Here is a 21,509-nt window from a genome sequence, read left to right on the forward strand (position 1 = left end):
AAGTAAAATTGGCTGGTTTAAGCCCAGTACAATACCGAACTCAAACCAGCCAAACAGCTACATAATTAAAACTCTAACTTTTGGGGGTCACCACCGGCCTGGTTTTTCTTATTTAAAAGGATGAAGAGGTCAGGACATTCTCATAATAAAATGGAAAGGAGGTTTTATTATGGGAAGAGACCGCCAAGAAAAAAAGCTTAAGCAGTCAAGGAAAGTTGAATCCGATCGTGACCAGGCGCTTCATTATCCGGGATCGGCAGCATTAGAAGGGCCCGAAGAAGCAAGAAAAAGAAACCAACCATCATAGGGTTATTGAACAAAGGGGACAAGCGCCCCTTTTTTCGCTGTTTTCACGCCCTTTTATGTTTTTGCAAAAGAAGAGATTTACTAAACTTTTGGATTAATTGCAATTGAACTCGAAATATTTTTCAGTTACAATAGACAAGGGGCTAAATGAAAACGCTTAATCAGGGAGGCTTTACAACATGGTACCTTATAAACACGAAGCATTAACCGACTTCTCAAAAGAAGAGAACAAAAAAGCATTTCAGGAAGCGCTTAAGAAGGTAGAAGCCGAATTAGGAAAAAAATATGATCTCATTATTGGCGGAGAACATATTTCAACAAATGAAAAAATAACTTCCATCAATCCTGGGAAAAAAGACCAAGTGATTGGTGTTGTTTCTAAAGCTAATAAAGAACTTGCAGAAAAAGCCATGCAAACGGCACTTGAAACTTTTGAATCATGGAGGAAATGGCCGGCAAGATTACGCGCTGACATTCTCTTTAGAGCAGCCGCAATCGTCCGCCGCCGCAAGCATGAATTTTCCGCTTGGTTGGTTTATGAAGCCGGCAAGCCATGGGCTGAAGCAGACGGCGATGTTGCAGAAGCGATAGATTTTATGGAATACTACGGCCGCCAAATGTTAAGAATCGATAAAGGCGTTGAATGTTTGGCCGAAGAAGGCGAACATAATGAAATGTACTATAAGCCAATGGGCGTAGGCGTTGTTATTCCGCCTTGGAACTTCCCCCTTGCGATCATGTGCGGCATGACTGTGTCTGCGGTTGTAACCGGCAACACTGTTCTTCTCAAACCAGCCAGCAACACGCCTGTTATTGCTGCTAAATTTATGGAAGTTCTTGAAGAAGCAGGTCTTCCAGCAGGTGTTGTTAACTTCATTCCTGGCAGCGGCAGCGAAGTGGGCGATTATCTTGTTGACCATCCGAAAACCCGTTTTGTCAGCTTCACTGGTTCACGCGACGTCGGTACTCGCATCTATGAGCGCGCGGCAAAAGTACAAGACGGACAAGTTTGGCTGAAGCGTGTTGTTGCAGAGATGGGCGGAAAAGATACTATCGTCGTTGATAAAGACGCCGATCTTGAATTAGCTGCTGAATCCATTGTCTATGCGGCTTTCGGTTATGCTGGACAAAAATGCTCTGCATGTTCCCGTGCGGTTATTCATGAAGATGTTTATGATGAAGTGCTTAAGCGTTCCGCAGAAATTGCAGAAGGATTAACTGTCGGTGATCCAAAGGACGGAAACTATATGGGACCGGTTATTGATAAAGCAGCCTTTGATAAAATTTCCAGCTACATTGACATCGCCAAGCAAGAAGGCAAAATTGTTTTTGGCGGCGAAGTTGATGAATCAAAAGGTTTCTATATTCAACCAACAATTGTCGCTGACCTTAGCCCGGAAGCTCGTCTTATGAAAGAAGAAATCTTTGGACCAGTCGTTGCCTTCTGCAAAGTAAAAGATTTTGATGAAGCTTTAGAAGTTGCTAACAACACAGATTATGCTCTTACTGGTTCAGTTATCACGAAAAACCGTGAACACATTGCCAGAGCTCACCGCGACTTCCATGTGGGCAACCTCTACATTAACCGCGGATGCACAGGTTCTGTTGTTGGATACCAGCCATTCGGCGGATTTAAAATGTCCGGTACAGATGCTAAAGCAGGCGGTCCAGCCTATCTGCAAAACTTCCTTGAAGCAAAAACTTACACTGAAAGATTATAATATGGGTTCTATCCTTTAATAGTTTTATAAAATGCAAATCATGAAGAAAAGCCTCGCAGCTATTGCGAGGCTTTTTATTGAGAGGTTTATAGATTTATTTTATAGTTAAAGGCGTTAGGTTAAAGCAGCGTTCATAGATCCATTTATAGGCTTCTTCATTCAAGTCGCGCGGGTTTCCGACTGTTTGCGGATCTTTCATCGCTTCTTTAGCAAGGCGAGGAATCATATCTTTTGGAACCCCTTGTTCTTCTAATGAAGGAATATCCATTTCCTCTACCAGGTTGTAAACTTCAAGAACGGCAGCTTTTGCAGCTTCTTCAGTTGACATATTGTCAGTTTTTACGCCAAGCGCTTTAGCGATTCTAGCAAATTTTTCAGGATGGCCTTTCCAGTTATATTCCATAACCGGACCAAGCATTGCGGCTACGCATTGTCCGTGGGCAACTGGAATAATACCGCCAAGTGTTTGCGCCATCGCGTGGGCAGCTCCTGCAGATTCACTGCCATATGAAAGGCCTGCTAACATGGCAGCCTGAGCCATACCGTAGCGCGCTTCAATGTCTTGGCCATTAGCGTAAGCGCGGCGCAAGTATTTGGCAACATATTCAATGGCAAGCAGTGCCACAGCATCGGTAATCGGTTGAGCGTAGTGCATAGTATAACACTCAATAGCATGTGATAGAGCGTCGATGCCTGTCATTGCAGTAACATGCGGCGGCATTGATGTATGTAATTCAGGGTCAATAATGGTTAAGTGCGCTGCAATTAATGGGCCGCCTGTATTAAATTTAAATTCACGCTCTTCGTCAGTAATAACTGCCCATTGTGTCACTTCGGACCCTGTTCCGGCTGTAGTCGGTACAGTTGTCAGCGGAGGAATGCGTTTGGAAAGCGGTTTTTTCCCTTCTGCCGCTTCATATTCAAGGACACATTCACCATGAGCCACTTCTACGCCGACAGCTTTGGCTGTATCCATTGAGCTGCCGCCGCCGACAGCAACGAGACCGTCGCAGTTGTTTTCTTTATAAAGATTCGTGCCTTCATTGACAATGCGAACAGGCGGGTTAGCTTCTACTTTATTAAATAACACGATCTCGATCCCTGCATTTTTCAGAGATTCTTCAACTGGCTTTGTCACACCCGCATGATAAATGCCAGGGTCTGTCACAAGCATCACTTTGCTTACGCCAAGTTTCCTTACTTCGTCGCCAAGGTGCTTAACGGCTCCGATGCCATGTTTAATGACAGTTGGAATTTCAAAAGTATGTAATTTAGTCATATTTTCAATACGCATGTTTAAACTCATCTTTTTTTCCTCCCCAAAAATTTTTAATGAATAAGTAAAGCTTAAGAGAAGCTTCTTTGTTGGTATCCGTACCTTTAGAAAGTCTGCCGGCCGTCAACGCTCCGTTATTTAAACCAATTGACAGGTTCAGGCTTAAGGTTGCGATAGACATGCTTAATTTCGGTATATTCTTCCAAGCCCATTTTGCCAAGTTCCCGGCCGATGCCGGATTGTTTATAGCCGCCCCAAGGCGCTTGAGCAAAATATGGATGGAAATCATTAATCCAGACCGTTCCCATTCTTAATTCTGCCGCGACTCTTTCAGCCTTGGCCGCGTCATTTGTCCATACGGCGCCTGCTAGTCCGTAAATTGAATCATTGGCCAATTGAACAGCTTCTTGTTCATCTTTAAAGCGTTCAATCGTCAGGACAGGGCCGAACACTTCTTCTTGAACAATCCGCATATTTGATGAACAGTTAGTAAAGATTGTTGGCAAATAGAAGAAGCCTTTTTCAAGTGCTGGGTCTTCCGGACGTTTGCCGCCAATGGCCAGATTCGCGCCTTCTTTGATGCCGATTTCAACATATTTTTCGACTTTGGCACGGTGTTCAGCGGAAATAAGCGGACCGGATTGCGTTTCTTCATCAAAACCACTGCCAAGCTTGATTCGTTTAACACGCTCAATCAGTGCGTCAACAAATCGATCATGGATGTCATCTTCTAAGAGTAATCGCGCACCGGCGGAACAAACTTGCCCGGCATGAAAATAAACGGCGTTCAATGCTTGGTCAACGGCTGTTTCAAAGTCTGCATCGGCAAAGACGATATTTGGATTTTTACCGCCTAGCTCGAGGGCGATTTTTTTAACATTTCCTGAGGCAGCGCGCATAATTTTCTTGCCGGTTTCGATGCCGCCTGTAAATGATATAAAGTCAACGTCTTTATTTTCAGCCAGTTCTTGGCCAACAGATGCCCCGTCGCCGAGAACCAAATTAACAACGCCTTTTGGCAAACCGGCTTCTTCCATTAATTCGGTCACCTTAACTGTTGTAAGCGGTGTTATTTCACTTGGTTTGATTACAATCGTGTTGCCTGCAGCAAGGGCAGGGGCGATTTTCCATGATGCTTGCAATAATGGATAATTCCAAGGGGTGATTTGACCGCAGACACCGATCGGCTCGCGAACAACTTTGCTTTCGCTGTCAGGAATTGGCGAAGCGATGATTTCTCCGCCGTCTTTATCGGCAAGACCCGCAAAATATCGGAATACGTTAGCGATATCATCCATATCGGCTCGGCTTTCCACGAGTGTTTTTCCAGTGTCAAGCGTTTCCAATTCAGCGAGTTCTTCTTTATCGCGTTCGATAAGTTCAGCGATTTTATACACATATTGACCGCGTTCATGCGCGGGGGTTTTCCGCCAATCGCCTTGATCGAAAGCTTTGCGTGCCGCGGATACAGCAAGTTTTGCGTCCTCTTCATTGCCTTCTGCAGCAATCGCAATCACTTCTTGGTTATACGGGTTAATGATCTCTCTCGTTTGTCCTGAGCGGGACTCAACCCATTCACCATTAATAAACATTTTCTTCATATTGGTTTCTCGCCCTCCTTATTTCGTTTATTACGTTAAGTTTGTTAAATTTTTTTTTAACGTATTGAACAATTTGAATTTAACACAGACATTTGCTATTGTAAACCCTGTAGACATGAAAATTGATTTAATCTTGGATTTGACATTCTATCCTATTACGGTATAGTGTCTTATATCCGTTAAATTTATATTTAACAAAATGAATTAATAAAATAAATTTTACAGAAAAGGAGGGTTATTGTATGCCAGAGGATATACAGCCGGAAGCATTGATTGAACAAGCACGAGACATTGTCATCAATGCGATAGCTGAAACGATGGATTTATATGGCGTTACGCCTTCAATAGGCAGGTTGTACGGTACGATGTATTTCAAGCACCATCCGATGACGCTGGATGAAATGAAGGATGATCTCGGAATGAGCAAACCGAGTATGAGTACATCTGTAAGGAAATTGCAGGACATCCATATGGTGCAAAAAGTATGGCAGAAAGGCTCAAGAAAAGACAAGTATATGGCAGAAAAAAACTTTTTCCGTTCTTTTATTAAGTTTTTCTGCAAAAAATGGATGCGCGAGGTCAATTTGAATCTTGAAGCCATTGCGATGGCGGAAAGCAAATTGAAAAAAGTAATAGAAGCCCAGGATGTAGATGAAGATGTCAAGAAAGAGGCAGAGATAGATTTTCAGCAGCTAGAAGAATCGAAAGTTTACTATCGCTGGCTTAAACAACTTGTCCGATCCATTGAGACTGAGGAAATTTTCGAGTTTCTCCCCGTGAATCAAGAAGAAATTGAGCCCTAGGTTATTTGTTAAAAAAGAAGACATACGGAGATGATTTGCTTCGTATGTTTCTATAGTTTACCTGTTTGGAACATTAGGCCAATTTCAAAAAATATATTAAGGGGATGAGGCTTAAACATGAGTCAATTGAATCCGAAACCGGTTGTTGAAGAAAATAATCAGACCACTTTTTGGACGCCATTAAAAACTTCAATTGTTGGTTTTGTTGTTTTTATGGCTGCCACTCTTATTTATTCATTATTTACAGAAGGCGATATTTACTGGCCGGGTCTGATCTTAATGCTCCTTTTGTATTGTCTTTTTTACTATATTGGCGCCAAATCAGTGACCAAAAGAAAAGGGCAGGCAGATGATATGCTTGTTGCAGGCAGATCAATGCCGCTATGGATCTCCGTGTTTACAATGGCTGCAACATGGCTTGGAGGCGGCTATATTGTTGGTACAGCTGAAACTGTTTATAGTCAAGGGTTAATATGGACCCAAGCGCCTTGGTGTTATGCATTAAGTCTAATGATTGGCGGAGTTTTCTTTGCCAGAAAAATGCGCAAAATGGAATTTACAACAATGTTGGATCCATTGGAAGCACGGTTCGGAAAGAAGATGACAGGTCTTCTCTATCTTCCCGCTCTATTCAGCGAGCTTTTTTGGAGCGCGGCTATTTTAACATCTCTTGGAACTACCTTTGGGGTTATTCTCGGTTTTAACTTTACAATGTCTATTATTATTTCTGCTGCAGTGGCCGTTGGTTATACGGTTGTCGGCGGTCTTTGGGCTGTTGCCCAGACCGATGTCTTGCAGATTGTCATTATGTTTATCGGCTTGCTTATCGTTCTGCCGTTTGCCTTTTATCATGCCGGCGGTTTTGGGGAATCTTTCAGCCACTACACTTCCAGCATGCATAAATCTATGAATCTCTTTCCGCCTTTGATGGGCTGGAAGGATCCCGAATGGGGCAATATGTATTGGCATTGGTGGGATAACGCTTTTCTGCTTATTTTTGGCGGTATCACTTGGCAAATTTATTTCCAGCGCGTACTGTCTGCTCGAAGCCCCAAAGTAGCCATGTGGTTATCCATACTGGCCGGTTTTATCTGTCTTATCGCAGCGGTCCCTCCTGCATTGGCGGCAATTGCCGGTTCTCATGCAGATTGGGGAGCTTTAGGCACGCATGCGCCGGAAAATGCATCGATGATTCTTCCTTATGTTTTTAAATACATGACCACTGATTTTGTCGGAGCAATTGCGCTTGGCGGATTAGCGGCTGCTGTTATGGCGGCTGTCGCTGCATCTCTATTATCGGCATCAGGTATGACATCGTGGAACGTGTACCGTCCGCTTGTAAAACCTAAAGCAAGTCCGACACAGCTTCAGAAAGTGATTAGACGCTCCATTATGATTATTGGCGTGGCAGCAACATTAATTGCTTTAAATGTTGAGAGCGTATACACACTTTGGAATTTATCAAGTGATTTAGTATACTGCATTTTATTTCCGCAGTTGACTTGCGCGCTCTATGTCAAATGGGCTAACTGGTACGGATCTTTAGCCGGCTTTATCGTTGCCTTATTTCTAAGACTCGGCGGAGGAGAGCCTGCATTTCATATACCGCCTTTTCTTCCTTACCCAATGGTTGAACATGGTACGGTCCTTTTCCCTTTCCACACCTTTTCCATGATTATGGGATTCGTCACCATTTTGGTTGTTTCATATTTTACACGGCGAATATCACCGCCGCTGCCGCTGCGCAATCTGAATAAGTGAATATAGAAATCTAAAAAAAACCGTAAGATGGTGCCTTTGCCGGCATCACTTACGGTTTATTTTTGCACATCAAAGGCGGGGAGGCGTTTTTCCTCCTTCATCGCACGGATAATGTTAATAAAGTTGATGGTCTCCGGCGATAAACGGCCCTTTTGAAAGGCGACGGCCATTTCTGCATAAGGAAACGACATCATCATATATATTCGGCCAAATGTTGCGTGAAACCAAAACGAAAGGCTGATTTTGCAGCATTGAGACTGGAATGCTTTTTTCTTGAGATAATGGATGCTGCCTTGGTATGGCCAGTATGCACTCGGTTTCGTGAATCATTTCTGATATTATCGCATCACTTCTGATTGGGGGACGGACAAACCCAATATCTAACTTGCCCTGATAAAGTTCTTCGATCTGATCAGGCGTTGACAGCTCCTGCAGCGTTACTTCTACAAGAGGGAATTGATTGCGATATTCGCGAATGACCGGAGGAAGAATATCGTATGTTGCCGAACCGACAAACCCAATCGTTAATTTTCTGATTTCGCCCCTTTGGGCCCTTTCGGCAGCTTCAATGGCTTTGTTTAATTGATCCAAAGAACGGGTAACACCTTCTAAAAACGTTCTTCCGGCTTTCGTTAATTCAACATGCCGTTTCGTCCGTTTGAATAATAAAACGCCCAACTCATCCTCTAATCGCTGGATTTGCTGACTTAATGGCGGCTGTGTCATGCTTAGCCGCTTTGCTGCTTTCCCAAAATGCAATTCTTCAGCAACTGTTAAGAAGTCATGCAGCTGACGCAATTCCATATCATTGAACTCCTGATTAATATTTTTTATATATTAATAGTATGACATAAATATATTGGACACAAATGAGTTGCAGAATTACATTATGTATATAAGCGCTGTTTCAGCCTTGGGCTATTATGCCCGGCCTTCGTTCGGTTAATTGTTCATTTTTTACCCAGGGGGTGTCTATATGAAGGTTTCTTTATTTATCACATGTCTTGCGGATATTTTTTATCCTGAAGTAGGAAAAGATGTTGTAGAAATCCTTGAAGATTTAGGCTGTGAAGTCGATTTTCCAAAAAATCAAACATGCTGCGGCCAACCGGCTTATAACAGCGGCTATCATAAAGAAACGAAAACAGCGGCAAAGCATATGATTGAAGCCTTTGAAGGGGCAGAATATGCTGTCGCGCCATCAGGATCTTGCGTGATGATGGTCCATGAATTTCCGGCCCTGTTCTCAGAAAGTGAAAAAGAATGGCAGGAAAAAGCGGCAGCGCTTGCCAATAAAACATATGAATTTACCCAATTTGTTGTAGAAGTATTGGGCAAAGAAGATTTAGGTGCGGAACTTCATAGAAAGGCAGCGGTTCACACCTCTTGTCATATGAATCGGTTAATGGGGATTAAGGAGCCGCCGCAGCGGCTGTTAAAGCACGTCAAAGGGCTGGAAGTCGTGCCATTATCCCACAGTTACGATTGCTGCGGATTTGGCGGTACTTTCTCAGTAAAGATGCCGGAAATCTCAGAAGAAATGGTCGAAGAAAAAACAAAACACATGATGGAATCGGATGCGGATCTGTTAATCGGCATGGATTGCAGCTGTTTAATGAATATCAAAGGCAGGTTAACGCGAAAAGGCTGTTCTATTGAAGTCAAGCATATCGCTCAAGTCCTGAATGAAGGCAGAAAATAAGAGGGGGATCGCATATGGGGATAAAAATAGGAGATGCTCCTTTTCACGAACGCGCTGAAAAGGCCATTAACGATCAATTTATGAGACAGGCTGTTGCAAAGGCTCAAGACGGCCTTAGAGGCAAAAAGCTAAAAGCTGCTGAGAGCCTCGGGAATTGGGAAGATTGGCGCGCTTTAGGCGAGCAGATTCGTCAGCACACGTTAGAAAACCTTGATTATTATTTGTACCAGTTAAGCGAAAATGTGGAGAAAAACGGCGGCTCTGTATATTTTGCCGAAACTGCCGAAGACGCGCAAGACTACGTCAAACGCGTTGTCAGAAAGAAAAACGCGAAAAAAATAATAAAATCAAAATCCATGGTGACTGAAGAAATCAGCTTAAATGAAGCTGTTGAAGAAGCGGGCGGGGAAGTCATTGAAACCGACTTGGCGGAATTTATTTTGCAAATTGCTGATCACGATCGGCCGTCGCATATCGTTGTACCGTCACTCCATAAAGATAAAGAAAAGATTTGCGAATTATTTAAAGAAAAATTAGGTTATACCGGTACCTCACAACCCGAAGAATTAGCGAGGTTTGTAAGGCGCTATTTGCGTGAGGATTTTTTTCAAGCGGATATGGGGATTACTGGATGTAATTTTGCTGTGGCAGAGTCCGGGTCTGTTTCCATTGTCGCGAATGAAGGGAACGCAAGAATGGCGACAACGCTTCCGAAAACGCTTATTACAGTCATGGGAATGGAACGGATTGTCCCTTCATGGGAAGAACTCGATGTATTAGTCACACTCTTATGCCGAAGCGCTGTCGGCCAAAAGCTGACAAGCTATATTACCGGATTAACAGAGCCCGGCGGAATGGACGGCCCCGAGGAATTTCATTTAGTCATTGTTGATAATGGCCGTTCTCATATATTAGGAACAGAATTTCAAAGTGCTTTGCAATGTATCCGGTGTGCGGCTTGCATTAATGTCTGTCCGGTCTATCGCCATATTGGCGGACATGCCTACGGCTCCATCTATTCAGGTCCAATTGGAGCTGTATTGACGCCGCTTTTGGGCGGATACGACGACTATAAAGATTTGCCTTATGCATCAAGCCTTTGCGGGGCTTGTACAGAAGCATGCCCGGTTAAAATACCTTTGCACGAATTGTTGATTAAACATCGGCGCCGGATTGTTGAAGAGGAGAAAAAGTCTCCTAAGTCTTGGGATTTTGCTATGAAAGGCTTTGAAAAAGCGGCGAACAGCCCGGGTCTGTTTTCATTTGCCGCAAAAACCGCGCCCTATGTTTTAAAGCCTTTTACAAAAGACGATAAAATCGAGCGCGGCGCAGGGCCGTTGAAAGCCTGGACGCAAGCAAGGGATTTTCCGGCTCCGAAGAAACAGCCGTTTCGGGATTGGTTTGATAAACGCTCTAAGGAGGGAAAATAATGGCTATTGAAAACCGTGAAGCCGTTTTATCTCAATTATCCGAAAGACTTGGCAGAAAGCGTCCTGAAACAGTTGAAAAACCGGACTGGACGATATCACCGCAGCGGAGCGTTTTCGAAGGCTTAACACAAGATGAGCTTGTTTCTAAGCTGATTGAACAATGTGAAGCGATCCATACAGAAGTGAAGCTGGCTACAAGGGCACAACTTATTGAAGCTGTAAACTCATATCTCAAGGAGTGGGGCGCCAAAACGGTGATTTATGCTAATGACAAACGGTTCAATGACTATGGTCTTAGCGAGTTTTTGATCAATGAAAGCACTTTAGATTGCCGCATGTGGGAGTCTGAGAACAAGGAAGAAAATATTGAATTTGCCAAAAAAGCTGATGTTGGCATGACATTCAGTGATATCACCCTAGCTGAATCGGGAACGGCCGTTTTATTTAACGACGGCATCAAGGGGCGGCCAGTCAGCCTACTTCCTGAATCATATATTGCAATCATCCCGAAAAGTACAATTGTACCAAGGTTAACCCAAGCAGCTGAGGCCATTCATCAGCAAAGTATGCGGGGAGAAAAGCTTCCGTCCTGTGTAAACTTTATCTCCGGCCCTTCAAACAGTGCTGATATTGAAATGAATCTTGTCGTAGGGGTGCATGGACCGGTTAGAGCAGGCTATATTATTGTAGATGATAAAGAAAACTTGTAAATCAAAAATGCTGAAGGCAGGCCTTCAGCATTTTAACTTAGCACAATTTTTCTCCAAACAGCGATCCCATTAATGCAACTGCCGCGTTAGCGGTTTTGTTTTTATCATCTAAGATTGGATTGACTTCTACAAATTCAGCTGAAGTTAAAATATCCGCTTCAGAAAGCATTTCCATAGCTAAATGGCTTTCTCTGTATGAAATGCCGCCTAATACAGGCGTTCCTACGCCCGGCGCATCGCTTGGGTCTAATCCATCCAAATCTAAGCTGAGATGGACGCCGTCAGTTTTATCTTTGAGGTAATTAATGGCATCGCTCATCACCTTAGTCATGCCGAATTGATCGATTTCATGCATGGTATAGACTCGAATATTTTTCTCCCTGATAAGTTCTTTTTCGCCTTGGTCCAGAGAACGAGCGCCGATAATAACAATATTTTCAGGCTTCACTTTAGGTTGATAGCCGCCGATGCTTGTTAATGAAGGGTGTCCTAGTCCTAGGCTGACGGCAAGAGGCATTCCGTGAATGTTTCCGCTTGGAGATGTTTCAGCTGTGTTTAAGTCTCCGTGCGCATCATACCAAATAACGCCAAGGTTTTGATAGGGCTTAGCTGCACCGGCTAATGTACCGATAGCAATGCTGTGATCGCCGCCAAATATAAGCGGGAAGCGCTTCTTTTCAACCACCTGAGAAATGGCATCAGCCAGCTTGCTGTTGACTTCAGCGACTTCTTCTAAGTTTTTTAAATGCTCGTGACTGCTGTTCTTGCCAGCGCCTATGCGTTTGGCTGCAATAGGAATATCTCCCAGATCTTCAATGTTATATCCGAGCGCTTCCAGCCTTTCTATCACACCGGCATAACGAATCGCGCTTGGCCCCATATCTACGCCTCTGCGTTCTTGGCCTAAATCCATTGGAACTCCGATAATTGAAATGTCTTTAAGCATGCATGTCAACTCCGTCTCTATCTAAAAATTACGATTTAAGTTATGATAATACCTCATAGATTTTTTCAAGCGCCCAATCAAGTTCTTCTTTAGTAATGATGAGCGGCGGCGCGAAACGAATAACCATATCGTGCGTTTCTTTGCAAAGCAGTCCTTTTTCTTTCAATTTTTCGCAATAAGAACGCGCAGGTTCTGTTAATTCAACCCCGATAAACAGCCCCTTGCCGCGGACTTCTTTAATGATAGGGTTTTTGATTTCTTTTAATTTTTCTTTAAAGTAATTTCCGAGTTCTAATGATCTTTCTGCCAGTTTTTCTTCAGTCAGAATATCCAACGCTGCGATTGAAACGGCACAAGCTAATGGATTGCCTCCGAATGTGGAACCGTGGGAACCAGGTTCGAATACACCTAAAATGTCTTTATTGGCAGCTACGCAAGAAATTGGCATGACGCCGCCTCCAAGTGCTTTGCCCAGAATATAGACATCCGGTTCAACATCTTCCCAGTCACAGGCAAACATTTTGCCGGAGCGTGCCAAGCCTGCTTGGATTTCGTCAGCAATGAATAGAACATTGTTTTCTTTACAAATCTCTGAAGCTTGCTTTAAAAAGCCTTCAGGCGGAATAACGATGCCGGCTTCGCCTTGAATCGGTTCGGCCAAAAATGCGGCTGTATTTGGTGTAATCGCTTTCTTTAATGCTTCGATGTCTCCATAAGGAATGAGCTTAATGCCTGGGAGCATCGGGCCAAATCCGCGTTGATATTCAGGATCGGATGAAAGGGATACAGCAGTCATCGTCCTGCCGTGAAAGTTGCCTTCACAAGCAATGATTTCTGCCTGGTCAGCGGCTATGCCTTTTTTATCATATCCCCATCGGCGCGCAGCTTTAAAAGCGGTTTCAACAGCTTCCGCACCAGTGTTCATTGGCAGAACCATGTCTTTATTCGTTAATTTAGATACTTTTTCATACCATGGGCCAAGCTGGTCATTATGAAAGGCTCTTGATGTTAATGTTACTCGGTCCGCTTGTTCTTTCAACGCTTGAATAATTTTTGGATGTCTGTGCCCTTGGTTAACAGCTGAATAAGCACTTAACATATCCATGTATTTATTGCCTTCAGGATCTTTAACCCAAACACCTTCTGCTTCTGAAACAACAATTGGAAGCGGGTGATAGTTATTAGCACCGTACCGGGAAGTTTGGTCAATAATTTCTTTTGAAGTCTTTGTTGAAGCTGTCATGTTAATTCCTCCCTATTAAGTGTTTGCTGTCAGTATGCTTTACGTCAAAGCATAAATGGACAGCTATGTTGCCGATTAAGACAAGTTTTCTTATACACTTTTATTAAAACAGCTGTTCAAAAAACAGGATCAAGGGGCTAAATGTTTTTTATATATGCTTTTTGAACAGCTTCCGACACAACTGAGTAAACTTTAAGCTTTTTACACCTTTCTATATGCAATTTTTATGCCAACTTTAAAACGGTATTTGAGGCGGTTGAAGTGCCAATTTATTTTGCATGACGATGTGATTAAGTATAAAAATATGCAAATTATTTTTGCGTTTTGTTTTAACTTTATTTAGACTTATAAGAGGGAGGGCTTCTTATGGTTGTCAATAAAGCGTTTGAAATTTTAAAAGATATGAACAGTTTATATAAGCAATTGCTTGATGAAATTGATGTTGGGATTCACGTCATCAATGAGGAAGGCAAGACCATAGTCTATAACAAAAAAATGTCGCAAATCGAAGCCATGGACCGCGCCGATGTCCTTGATAGAGATATATTAGATGTATTCAAATTTGAAAATGACGAAGACAGTACACTTTTAGACGCTTTAAAGAACGGAAAAGCAACAAGAAACGTTAAACAAACCTACTATAATAACAAAGGGAAAGAAATTGCGACGATTAACAATACATTTCCTATAACAGTTGAAAGCGGAAAGATATGGGCGGTTGAAATTGCCAGCGATGTCACGAAGCTGGAACGTGTGATTAAGGAAAATGTTCTGAAGAAGCGAAATACTAAATTTACATTTGATCAAATCATTGGGGAAAGCGAAGCGATTACGGAAGTCATTGATGATGCCAAAAGGGCGACAAGAACATCTTCATCTGTACTGCTTGTCGGTGAGACAGGCACCGGAAAAGAGTTGTTTGCCCAAAGCATTCATAACGGCAGCAACCGCTCCGGGGCACCATTTATCTCGCAAAATTGCGCTGCGATTCCTGATAGTTTAATAGAAAGCCTTTTGTTTGGCACGAAAAAAGGGGCTTTTACAGGCGCGGTTGACAGCCCGGGTCTCTTTGAACAAGCCAACGGCGGCACGCTATTATTAGATGAAATAAACTCATTGAATCCGGGGCTGCAGGCTAAATTATTGCGAGTTATCCAAGACAAAACTGTCAGGCGGGTGGGAGATACAAAAGATAAAGAAGTAGACGTTCGGATTATCGCAACCATTAACGAAGATCCGATTGAAGCGATTGCCAATGGACGGCTCAGAAAAGACTTATATTACCGGCTCAGTGTGGTTTCGCTGTTCATCCCGCCGTTAAAAGAAAGAAAGGAAGATATTGAACGGCTTGTTGAACATTTCATTGAAAAGTATAACGCCCTGTTTCAAATGAATGTCAAAGGCATTGCCAGTGGGGTCAGAGATATTCTATACGGGCATGATTGGCCGGGGAACGTAAGGGAGTTAGAGCATGTGATTGAAGGAACAATGAATCTTATGGTTGATGAGGAAATCATTACAGAAAAACATCTGCCCATGCGGCTCCGCAAAAAAAGGCAAACATCGAGCGAGCCGCAGCCTTCAAATCATCCTGAATCGGAAAAGCATGAATCGAAAGCACTAAAAGATAAGATTGAAGAAGTTGAAAAGCTTTATATCCAACAAGTGCTGTCAGAAAACGGACAAAATATTTCGCGAACAGCAGAGGTTCTCGGCATTAGCAGGCAAAGCCTCCAATACCGCCTTAAAAAATTCGGCATCTGAATAATCTATTAAACAAACGTTTCATTAAACCCTTTTTGCGGTAAGTGATCAAATGATATTCAGTAAGGTAAAACTTTTACATCCATTACTTTCAAAACGTTGAATAAGAAGAAACAGAATGATTTTTGGCCAAATTTGTATTGACTTGGGCTGTTGAGAAGATCTCGACAGCCTTTTTTTATTTTTACAATAACGTAGGTTGTTTTGCTGATTGAAAAAATACATAGTATTTAATGATAATGGGAACACATAAATAAAGAAGAAATTTTTGAATTGATATCATTAAGAGTTTCTGTATTGACGAAATATCAGGGAATAAGTAGAATAAAAGAAATTCATAGTAATCCTATTGGTATTATACAAATTAGAGGTGGGGAGTGAATGCAATTGAGAAAAATATTGATGACCATAGTGTCTATATTGTTGATTTCTATGCTCGCAGCGTGCGGGACAGCAAATAAACAATCCGATCAATCAAAGAAAGGCGCGAATCCCTCAGGTTCTTTATACGATCAAGTCAAAAGCAAAGGCGTATTGACCGTCGGGACAGAAGGTACATATCCGCCGTTCACCTATCATGATAAGAACGGCAAACTGACAGGTTTTGACGTTGATATTGCTGCAGAAGTTGCCAAGCGTCTAGGTGTTAAGCCGAAGTTTGTTGAGTCAAAATGGGACGGCATGATTGCCGGACTAGATGACAAACGATTTGATATGGCGGCCAATGAAGTGGCTATCACTGACCAAAGGAAACAAAAGTATGACTTTTCATCGCCGTATATTGCTTCTCGCGCTGTGCTGATCGTTCGCAAAGATAACCATTCGATCAAAAGTTTTGATGATATAAAGGGAAAAACATTTGCGCAATCACTGACTAGCAACTTATATAAGATTGCTCAGCAGCATGGGGCAAAGATTACATCTGTTGACGGCTTTAATACTGCGATTGACTTGTTGACATCGAACCGTGTGGACGGGACAATCAATGACAATTTGTCTTATCTTGATTTGAAAAAGCGCCGTCCGGATATACCGATTAAGGTTGTCGATAAAATGAACAATGCCACGCAAAATGGGTTTATGTTCAGAAAAAACAGCGGCGAACTGATTAATAAAGTTAATAAAGCTTTAGCCGATATGAAGAAAGACGGCACGTACCTAAAAATATCGAAAAAATATTTTGGCACAGACGTTTCTAAATAAGGTGGATGCCCAATGGTTGAGCGCGTAAGCACAGTTACACATCTATTAATTTCATCATTTTGGCCTATTCTTAAAGCGGGATTGCTGATTACAATCCCGCTTACATTAATTACTTTTATACTTGGACTTATATTAGGGTTATTAACCGCAATGGCCAGGCTGTCCCGCATGAAAGTGCTTGACTTTATTGCGAGATTTTATGTTTGGATTTTTCGCGGTACGCCGCTTTTGGTCCAGTTATTTATCCTTTTCTATGGTCTGCCGAGCATAAAGGTTACGATCAGTCCATTTACTGCAGCTGTTATCGGTTTTACATTGAATATGGGAGCCTATAATTCGGAAATTATTCGAGCAGCCATTCTATCGATCGACAAGGGTCAGTGGGAGGCTGCGTATGCAATCGGCATGACGAAGCGCCAAGCGATGAGGCGAATCATCATTCCGCAAGCTGCCCGGGTTTCCATACCGCCTTTAGGAAATTCATTTATCGGCTTAGTTAAAGATACGTCGCTTGCTGCGACAATCACTTTGACAGAACTGTTTCAGAAAGGACAGCAAATCGCTTCGGTTAATTATGAGCCGTTTTGGATATATGTTGAAGTTGCCTTTATTTACCTTATTTTTTGCACCATCTTAACTTATTTGCAAGGCTATGTTGAAAAACGCTTTGAAAAGCATGTGGCTAAATAACGGGAGTGAATCATCTTGATTCGAATAGATCATCTATATAAAAGGTTTGATGAACATGAAGTGCTGAAAGGCATCAGCCTAAATATTGATAAAGGAACAACAGCGGTTATTATCGGGCCGTCCGGTTCAGGGAAAACAACGTTTCTTAGGTGCTTAAATTTACTGGAGATCCCTGATAGCGGAACGATTGAACTCGGAGAGGATAAATTGACTTTTGAAGATCAAAAAATAACTGAAAAAATAAAAACACGGTTTCGCAAGCATTCGGGCATGGTCTTTCAATCTTATCATTTATTTCCTCACAAGACGGCTTTAGAAAATGTGATGGAAGGGCCGGTTATTGTACAAGGAAAGCCCAAAGAGGAAGCACGCGAAACAGGCATCAAACTGCTGGGAAAAGTCGGGCTTGGCGCCCATGCTCATAAATATCCGCACCAGCTCTCGGGCGGACAGCAGCAGCGGGTCGGCATCGCCCGGGCGATGGCTATGGGGCCGGAAGTCTTATTATTTGATGAACCGACTTCAGCCCTTGACCCTGAACTTGTCGGCGATGTGTTAAAAGTGATGAAGGATTTATCGGAAGAGGGAATGACAATGGTTGTGGTCACCCATGAAATGAGCTTCGCCCGGGATGCAGCCGACGAAGTGATTTTTATCGATAACGGCAGCATCATTGAACACGGCACTCCGAAAGAAGTTTTCGAGCATACAAAGCATGAACGGACAAAACAATTCTTGAATCGATTAGAGAAGTAAATCAGGCTGCTTGGCAGCCTGATTTGCTTTTTTTCTATAAATATAGACGGGACTTTCTTGTATTCTTCGCTGTGCTGTTCTGTTGAATGTTATAAGGTGAAACTTTAAAGGAATGAATAAGCGGCTTGCTTTTTCTCTCTATTGCTTTAATATGCAGGATTTTGGTATCATCTAATTATTGTATGAGCGTTTTGGAGGTGACAAGATGGGTCAGAAGATTACAAAAGAACAAGTTAAGCATGTGGCTAATCTGGCAAGACTTTCATTTACAGAAGAGGAAGTAGAAACATTTACAAATCAACTCGGCGATATTATAGATTTTGCCGAACAGCTGAACGAATTGGATACGAGCAGCGTCGAACCGACGACTCACGTTTTAGATATATCTAATGTGCTTCGTGAAGATGTCTCTCGGGATTGGCTGACGCGCGAAGAGGCGCTGAAAAATGCACCTGAACAGCAAGGCGGTCAAGTGAAGGTGCCGGCAGTATTGGAGCAAGAGTAAAATAAGAGGATGTTCACACGGACTGGGAACATACGGACGACTTTTTGGGCGTGAAACAAAGGAGGGAATGGCATGTCATTATTTGATCAAGGACTTGTACGACTGAAAGATCAAATACATAATAAAGACATTTCGTATACTGATCTTGTCAATGAATCTTACAACCGCATCAGTGAAGTTGACGGAGAAATTAAAGCTTTTTTAACACTGAATCAGGAGGAAGCGCTTCGCGAAGCAAAAGCGTTAGACGAAAAAGGCGCAAGCGAAGAGGCGCCTTTATATGGTATGCCTATCGGTATTAAAGATAACATCGTGACAAAAGGATTAAGAACCACTTGTTCAAGTCAATTATTGGCGAATTTCGAGCCGCTGCATGATGCAACGGTTATTCATAAAATCAAAGATCAGCAAGGGATTATTATCGGAAAATTAAATATGGATGAATTTGCGATGGGTTCATCAAACGAAAACTCCGGCTTCCAAGTGACAAGAAATCCTTGGGATCTAGATCGTGTTCCCGGCGGCTCAAGCGGCGGTTCTGCGGCAGCTGTAGCGGCGGGCGAAGTGCCGTTTGCGCTTGGGTCAGATACCGGCGGCTCCATTCGCCAACCGGCGTCATTCTGCGGCGTTGTCGGGATGAAACCAACTTACGGCCGTGTATCGCGTTTCGGTCTTGTTGCTTTCGCATCTTCTCTTGATCAAATCGGCCCGATTACAAGAACAGTTGAAGATAATGCTTACTTGATGCAGGCTATTTCCGGCCATGACAAATATGATTCAACATCCGCCAATGTGGATGTGCCTGACTTTTCTTCGTTCTTGACAGGTGATATTAAAGGGCTGAAGATTGCGGTGCCGAAGGAGTATTTGGGCGAAGGTGTTGATCCTGCCATTAAAGACAGTGTCCTCACTGCTTTGAAACAGTTAGAAGCTCTTGGCGCAACTTGGGAGGAAGTGTCTCTGCCTCATTCAAAATACGCTGTCGCTGCCTACTATATTATTGCTTCATCTGAAGCATCGGCTAACCTTGCGCGTTTTGACGGCGTCCGCTACGGTGTCCGCGCAGAAGCCGACAGTCTTTTAGAAATGTATAAGAAAACAAGGAGCGAAGGCTTTGGAGACGAAGTCAAGCGCCGAATTATGCTCGGAACATTCGCGTTAAGCTCCGGCTATTATGATGCTTATTATAAAAAAGCGCAGCAAGTTCGGACATTGATTAAGCAAGACTTTGAAAAAGTCTTTGAAAAATATGATATCATTGTCGGTCCGACAACGCCGACACCTGCTTTTAAAATCGGCGAAAAAATCGATGATCCATTAACAATGTATGCCAATGATATTTTAACCATTCCTGTTAACCTTGCCGGCGTACCGGCTATCAGTGTGCCATGCGGTCTCGTAAACGGACTGCCTGCAGGTCTGCAAATCATCGGCAAACCATTTGACGAAGGAACGATCTACCGTGCTGCCCATGCCTATGAACAAGCAGCCAACCATGGGCTGAAGCCTGAGCTTAAAGGGGTGAGGGACTAATGAACTTTGAAACAATTATCGGCCTTGAGGTTCACGTTGAACTGAAAACAAATTCAAAAATCTTCTGCGGCTGTTCAACAGAATTCGGCGCGCCGCCAAACACGCATACATGCCCGATTTGCTTAGGCCACCCCGGCGTCCTGCCTGTACTGAACAAGCAAGCCGTTGAATTTGCCATGAGAGCGGCGATGGCCCTTAACTGTAAAGTTGCGACAGAAACAAAATTTGACCGGAAAAACTACTTCTATCCGGATAATCCGAAAGCTTATCAAATCTCCCAATTTGATAAGCCGATCGGTGAGCACGGCTATATTGAAATTGAAGTGAACGGCAAGAAAAAACGCATCGGTATTACCCGCCTGCACCTTGAAGAAGACGCCGGCAAGCTCACACACGCTGATGACGGCGCGCATTCACTCGTTGACTTTAACCGTGTCGGCACGCCGCTGATCGAAATAGTTTCAGAGCCGGACATTCGCACGCCGGAAGAAGCGTACGCTTATCTCGAAAAGCTGAAAGCCATCATGCAATATACCGGCGTATCTGACTGCAAAATGGAAGAAGGCTCGCTGCGCTGCGATGCGAACTTGTCAATACGTCCATATGGCCAAGAAAAGTTTGGCACGAAAACAGAACTTAAGAACCTAAACTCATTTAGCTTTGTCCAAAAAGGCTTAGAATATGAGCAAAAACGCCAAGAACAAGTCCTCTTGTCAGGCGGCGTCATTGAACAGGAAACCCGCCGTTATGACGAAGCCCAGAAGAAGACGATTCTGATGCGCGTGAAGGAAGGCTCAGACGATTACCGTTACTTCCCGGAACCGGACCTTGTCAAATTAACGATTGATCAAGCATGGATGGACAAGGTTAGAGAAGATATTCCTGAGCTTCCTGACGCTCGCCGGGAACGCTACATTCAAGAATTGAACTTGCCGGCTTACGATGCAAAAGTTTTAACAGCTTCTAAGTCTATGTCAGACTTTTTCGAGGCAGCGATTAAAGCAGGTGCCGATGCCAAGCTCGCAGCCAACTGGATGATGGGCGAAGTATCCGCATACTTGAACGCTAACAATAAGGAAATTGAAGATGTGGCCTTAACGCCGGAGGCTCTCGCCAAAATGGTCGGGCTGATTGAAAAAGGCACAATTTCATCAAAAATTGCTAAGAAAGTCTTCAAAGAGTTGATTGAAAAGGGCGGAGACCCAGAAGAGATCGTTAAAGCCAAAGGTCTTGTGCAAATCTCTGATGAAAGTGAACTAAAGAAAGTTGTCTTGCCGATCCTTGAAGAAAATAAACAATCGATGATTGACTACAAAAACGGCAAAGACCGTGCCCTTGGATTCCTTGTCGGTCAAGTGATGAAAGCTACTAAAGGCAAAGCTAACCCGCCTATGGTTAACAAATTGATTCTTGAAGAAATTGAAAAAATGTAACGGCAAATAGATATACTTAACCCTGCACTGTTATTAAAGTGTACCCTTTGTAAAGGACATTTTAAAAAAAGCCTAGGCTATTTTTAGAAGATGATCTCTGTATTGAACAGGGGTCATCCTTTTTAA

General features: G+C 43.1%; 19 protein-coding genes. 14 read left to right on the forward strand and 5 right to left on the reverse strand.

The genetic code is table 11. The features are described 5' to 3' along the window. The first annotated feature begins 169 nt into the window (after nucleotides 1-169). Both JOD45_RS15475 and pruA read left to right on the forward strand, forming a co-directional pair. Nucleotides 170-307: a YpzI family protein gene (locus tag JOD45_RS15475; protein ID WP_205004816.1), complete on the forward strand. Its 138-nt coding sequence runs from the start codon at nucleotides 170-172 to the stop codon at nucleotides 305-307. Between the two features lie 178 nt (nucleotides 308-485). After that, nucleotides 486-2,027 carry an L-glutamate gamma-semialdehyde dehydrogenase gene (gene pruA / locus JOD45_RS15480; RefSeq protein WP_205004817.1) on the forward strand — a complete coding sequence of 514 codons (1,542 nt, stop codon included), beginning with the start codon at nucleotides 486-488 and terminating at the stop codon, nucleotides 2,025-2,027. Between the two features lie 94 nt (nucleotides 2,028-2,121). Here the strand turns inward: pruA and JOD45_RS15485 are convergent, their stop codons facing one another. Together JOD45_RS15485 and betB are read right to left on the reverse strand one after the other, a co-directional pair. Next, entirely contained in the window at nucleotides 2,122-3,333 is a 1,212-nt protein-coding gene (locus tag JOD45_RS15485) for an iron-containing alcohol dehydrogenase (RefSeq protein ID WP_205004818.1), read from the reverse strand. 104 nt (nucleotides 3,334-3,437) lie between these two features. Continuing rightward, on the reverse strand, nucleotides 3,438-4,904 hold the full coding sequence (gene betB / locus JOD45_RS15490) for a betaine-aldehyde dehydrogenase (protein WP_205004819.1): 1,467 nt from the start codon (nucleotides 4,902-4,904) through the stop codon (nucleotides 3,438-3,440). Nucleotides 4,905-5,146: 242 nt separating this feature from the next. Here betB and cudC point away from each other — a divergent pair, with 242 nt between their 5' ends. Both cudC and JOD45_RS15500 read left to right on the forward strand, forming a co-directional pair. Continuing rightward, nucleotides 5,147-5,707 carry a choline uptake/conversion transcriptional regulator CudC gene (cudC, locus tag JOD45_RS15495; RefSeq protein WP_205004820.1) on the forward strand — a complete coding sequence of 187 codons (561 nt, stop codon included), beginning with the start codon at nucleotides 5,147-5,149 and terminating at the stop codon, nucleotides 5,705-5,707. A gap of 117 nt (nucleotides 5,708-5,824) precedes the next feature. Beyond that, nucleotides 5,825-7,468 (forward strand): high affinity choline transporter 1, encoded by a 1,644-nt coding sequence (locus tag JOD45_RS15500; protein WP_205004821.1) that lies wholly within the window; start codon nucleotides 5,825-5,827, stop codon nucleotides 7,466-7,468. Nucleotides 7,469-7,582: 114 nt separating this feature from the next. Here JOD45_RS15500 and JOD45_RS15505 read toward each other — a convergent pair whose 3' ends face one another. Further along, nucleotides 7,583-8,272: a LysR family transcriptional regulator gene (locus tag JOD45_RS15505; RefSeq protein ID WP_205004822.1), complete on the reverse strand. Its 690-nt coding sequence runs from the start codon at nucleotides 8,270-8,272 to the stop codon at nucleotides 7,583-7,585. A gap of 172 nt (nucleotides 8,273-8,444) precedes the next feature. Here JOD45_RS15505 and JOD45_RS15510 point away from each other — a divergent pair, with 172 nt between their 5' ends. From JOD45_RS15510 to JOD45_RS15520, 3 genes are read left to right on the forward strand one after another with little or no spacing between them, the layout of a single operon-like run. Next, the gene (locus JOD45_RS15510) at nucleotides 8,445-9,170 is read left to right on the forward strand and encodes a (Fe-S)-binding protein (RefSeq protein ID WP_205004823.1); all 726 of its coding nucleotides are present in this window, start codon (nucleotides 8,445-8,447) and stop codon (nucleotides 9,168-9,170) included. Nucleotides 9,171-9,184: 14 nt separating this feature from the next. After that, nucleotides 9,185-10,600, forward strand: a complete 1,416-nt coding sequence (locus JOD45_RS15515) for a LutB/LldF family L-lactate oxidation iron-sulfur protein (protein ID WP_205004824.1) — start codon at nucleotides 9,185-9,187, stop codon at nucleotides 10,598-10,600. Continuing rightward, nucleotides 10,600-11,310: a LutC/YkgG family protein gene (locus tag JOD45_RS15520; protein WP_205004825.1), complete on the forward strand. Its 711-nt coding sequence runs from the start codon at nucleotides 10,600-10,602 to the stop codon at nucleotides 11,308-11,310. Before JOD45_RS15515 ends, JOD45_RS15520 begins: the two co-directional genes overlap by 1 nt. Before the next feature lie 37 nt (nucleotides 11,311-11,347). Here JOD45_RS15520 and rocF read toward each other — a convergent pair whose 3' ends face one another. Then, entirely contained in the window at nucleotides 11,348-12,256 is a 909-nt protein-coding gene (rocF, locus tag JOD45_RS15525) for an arginase (RefSeq protein WP_205004826.1), read from the reverse strand. A 40-nt stretch (nucleotides 12,257-12,296) separates the two neighbouring features. Beyond that, entirely contained in the window at nucleotides 12,297-13,499 is a 1,203-nt protein-coding gene (locus JOD45_RS15530) for an ornithine--oxo-acid transaminase (protein WP_205004827.1), read from the reverse strand. 366 nt (nucleotides 13,500-13,865) lie between these two features. Between JOD45_RS15530 and JOD45_RS15535 the strand changes: the two genes are divergently transcribed. The 7 genes from JOD45_RS15535 to gatB all read left to right on the forward strand — a co-directional run bounded on the left by JOD45_RS15535 (nucleotide 13,866) and on the right by gatB (nucleotide 21,383). Beyond that, nucleotides 13,866-15,263, forward strand: a complete 1,398-nt coding sequence (locus tag JOD45_RS15535) for a sigma-54 interaction domain-containing protein (RefSeq protein ID WP_239549319.1) — start codon at nucleotides 13,866-13,868, stop codon at nucleotides 15,261-15,263. Nucleotides 15,264-15,644: 381 nt separating this feature from the next. After that, a complete protein-coding gene (locus tag JOD45_RS15540) occupies nucleotides 15,645-16,466 on the forward strand; it encodes an amino acid ABC transporter substrate-binding protein (protein WP_380897687.1) in 822 nt (273 codons plus the stop codon). Nucleotides 16,467-16,478: 12 nt separating this feature from the next. Beyond that, entirely contained in the window at nucleotides 16,479-17,156 is a 678-nt protein-coding gene (locus JOD45_RS15545; RefSeq protein ID WP_205004828.1) for an amino acid ABC transporter permease, read from the forward strand. Nucleotides 17,157-17,171: 15 nt separating this feature from the next. Beyond that, nucleotides 17,172-17,912 carry an amino acid ABC transporter ATP-binding protein gene (locus JOD45_RS15550; RefSeq protein ID WP_205004829.1) on the forward strand — a complete coding sequence of 247 codons (741 nt, stop codon included), beginning with the start codon at nucleotides 17,172-17,174 and terminating at the stop codon, nucleotides 17,910-17,912. Nucleotides 17,913-18,117: 205 nt separating this feature from the next. Further along, nucleotides 18,118-18,417 (forward strand): Asp-tRNA(Asn)/Glu-tRNA(Gln) amidotransferase subunit GatC, encoded by a 300-nt coding sequence (gatC, locus tag JOD45_RS15555; protein ID WP_205004830.1) that lies wholly within the window; start codon nucleotides 18,118-18,120, stop codon nucleotides 18,415-18,417. 72 nt (nucleotides 18,418-18,489) lie between these two features. Continuing rightward, the gene (gatA, locus tag JOD45_RS15560; protein ID WP_205004831.1) at nucleotides 18,490-19,950 is read left to right on the forward strand and encodes an Asp-tRNA(Asn)/Glu-tRNA(Gln) amidotransferase subunit GatA; all 1,461 of its coding nucleotides are present in this window, start codon (nucleotides 18,490-18,492) and stop codon (nucleotides 19,948-19,950) included. After that, complete coding sequence (gatB, locus tag JOD45_RS15565) at nucleotides 19,950-21,383, forward strand: Asp-tRNA(Asn)/Glu-tRNA(Gln) amidotransferase subunit GatB (RefSeq protein WP_205004832.1); 1,434 nt, start codon at nucleotides 19,950-19,952, stop codon at nucleotides 21,381-21,383. Before gatA ends, gatB begins: the two co-directional genes overlap by 1 nt. The last annotated feature ends 126 nt before the right edge of the window (nucleotides 21,384-21,509 follow it).

Source organism: Scopulibacillus daqui (genome assembly GCF_016908855.1).
Lineage (GTDB): Bacteria > Bacillota > Bacilli > Bacillales > Sporolactobacillaceae > Scopulibacillus_A > Scopulibacillus_A daqui.

Bases quoted from the DNA above. Each gene is read 5' to 3' on its own strand.
- JOD45_RS15475 (WP_205004816.1), top strand. From the start codon at position 170: ATGGGAAGAGACCGCCAAGAAAAAAAGCTTAAGCAGTCAAGGAAAGTT.
- pruA (WP_205004817.1), top strand. From the start codon at position 486: ATGGTACCTTATAAACACGAAGCATTAACCGACTTCTCAAAAGAAGAG.
- JOD45_RS15485 (WP_205004818.1), bottom strand. From the start codon at position 3,333: ATGAGTTTAAACATGCGTATTGAAAATATGACTAAATTACATACTTTT.
- betB (WP_205004819.1), bottom strand. From the start codon at position 4,904: ATGAAGAAAATGTTTATTAATGGTGAATGGGTTGAGTCCCGCTCAGGA.
- cudC (WP_205004820.1), top strand. From the start codon at position 5,147: ATGCCAGAGGATATACAGCCGGAAGCATTGATTGAACAAGCACGAGAC.
- JOD45_RS15500 (WP_205004821.1), top strand. From the start codon at position 5,825: ATGAGTCAATTGAATCCGAAACCGGTTGTTGAAGAAAATAATCAGACC.
- JOD45_RS15505 (WP_205004822.1), bottom strand. From the start codon at position 8,272: ATGGAATTGCGTCAGCTGCATGACTTCTTAACAGTTGCTGAAGAATTG.
- JOD45_RS15510 (WP_205004823.1), top strand. From the start codon at position 8,445: ATGAAGGTTTCTTTATTTATCACATGTCTTGCGGATATTTTTTATCCT.
- JOD45_RS15515 (WP_205004824.1), top strand. From the start codon at position 9,185: ATGGGGATAAAAATAGGAGATGCTCCTTTTCACGAACGCGCTGAAAAG.
- JOD45_RS15520 (WP_205004825.1), top strand. From the start codon at position 10,600: ATGGCTATTGAAAACCGTGAAGCCGTTTTATCTCAATTATCCGAAAGA.
- rocF (WP_205004826.1), bottom strand. From the start codon at position 12,256: ATGCTTAAAGACATTTCAATTATCGGAGTTCCAATGGATTTAGGCCAA.
- JOD45_RS15530 (WP_205004827.1), bottom strand. From the start codon at position 13,499: ATGACAGCTTCAACAAAGACTTCAAAAGAAATTATTGACCAAACTTCC.
- JOD45_RS15535 (WP_239549319.1), top strand. From the start codon at position 13,866: ATGGTTGTCAATAAAGCGTTTGAAATTTTAAAAGATATGAACAGTTTA.
- JOD45_RS15540 (WP_380897687.1), top strand. From the start codon at position 15,645: ATGCAATTGAGAAAAATATTGATGACCATAGTGTCTATATTGTTGATT.
- JOD45_RS15545 (WP_205004828.1), top strand. From the start codon at position 16,479: ATGGTTGAGCGCGTAAGCACAGTTACACATCTATTAATTTCATCATTT.
- gatC (WP_205004830.1), top strand. From the start codon at position 18,118: ATGGGTCAGAAGATTACAAAAGAACAAGTTAAGCATGTGGCTAATCTG.
- gatA (WP_205004831.1), top strand. From the start codon at position 18,490: ATGTCATTATTTGATCAAGGACTTGTACGACTGAAAGATCAAATACAT.
- gatB (WP_205004832.1), top strand. From the start codon at position 19,950: ATGAACTTTGAAACAATTATCGGCCTTGAGGTTCACGTTGAACTGAAA.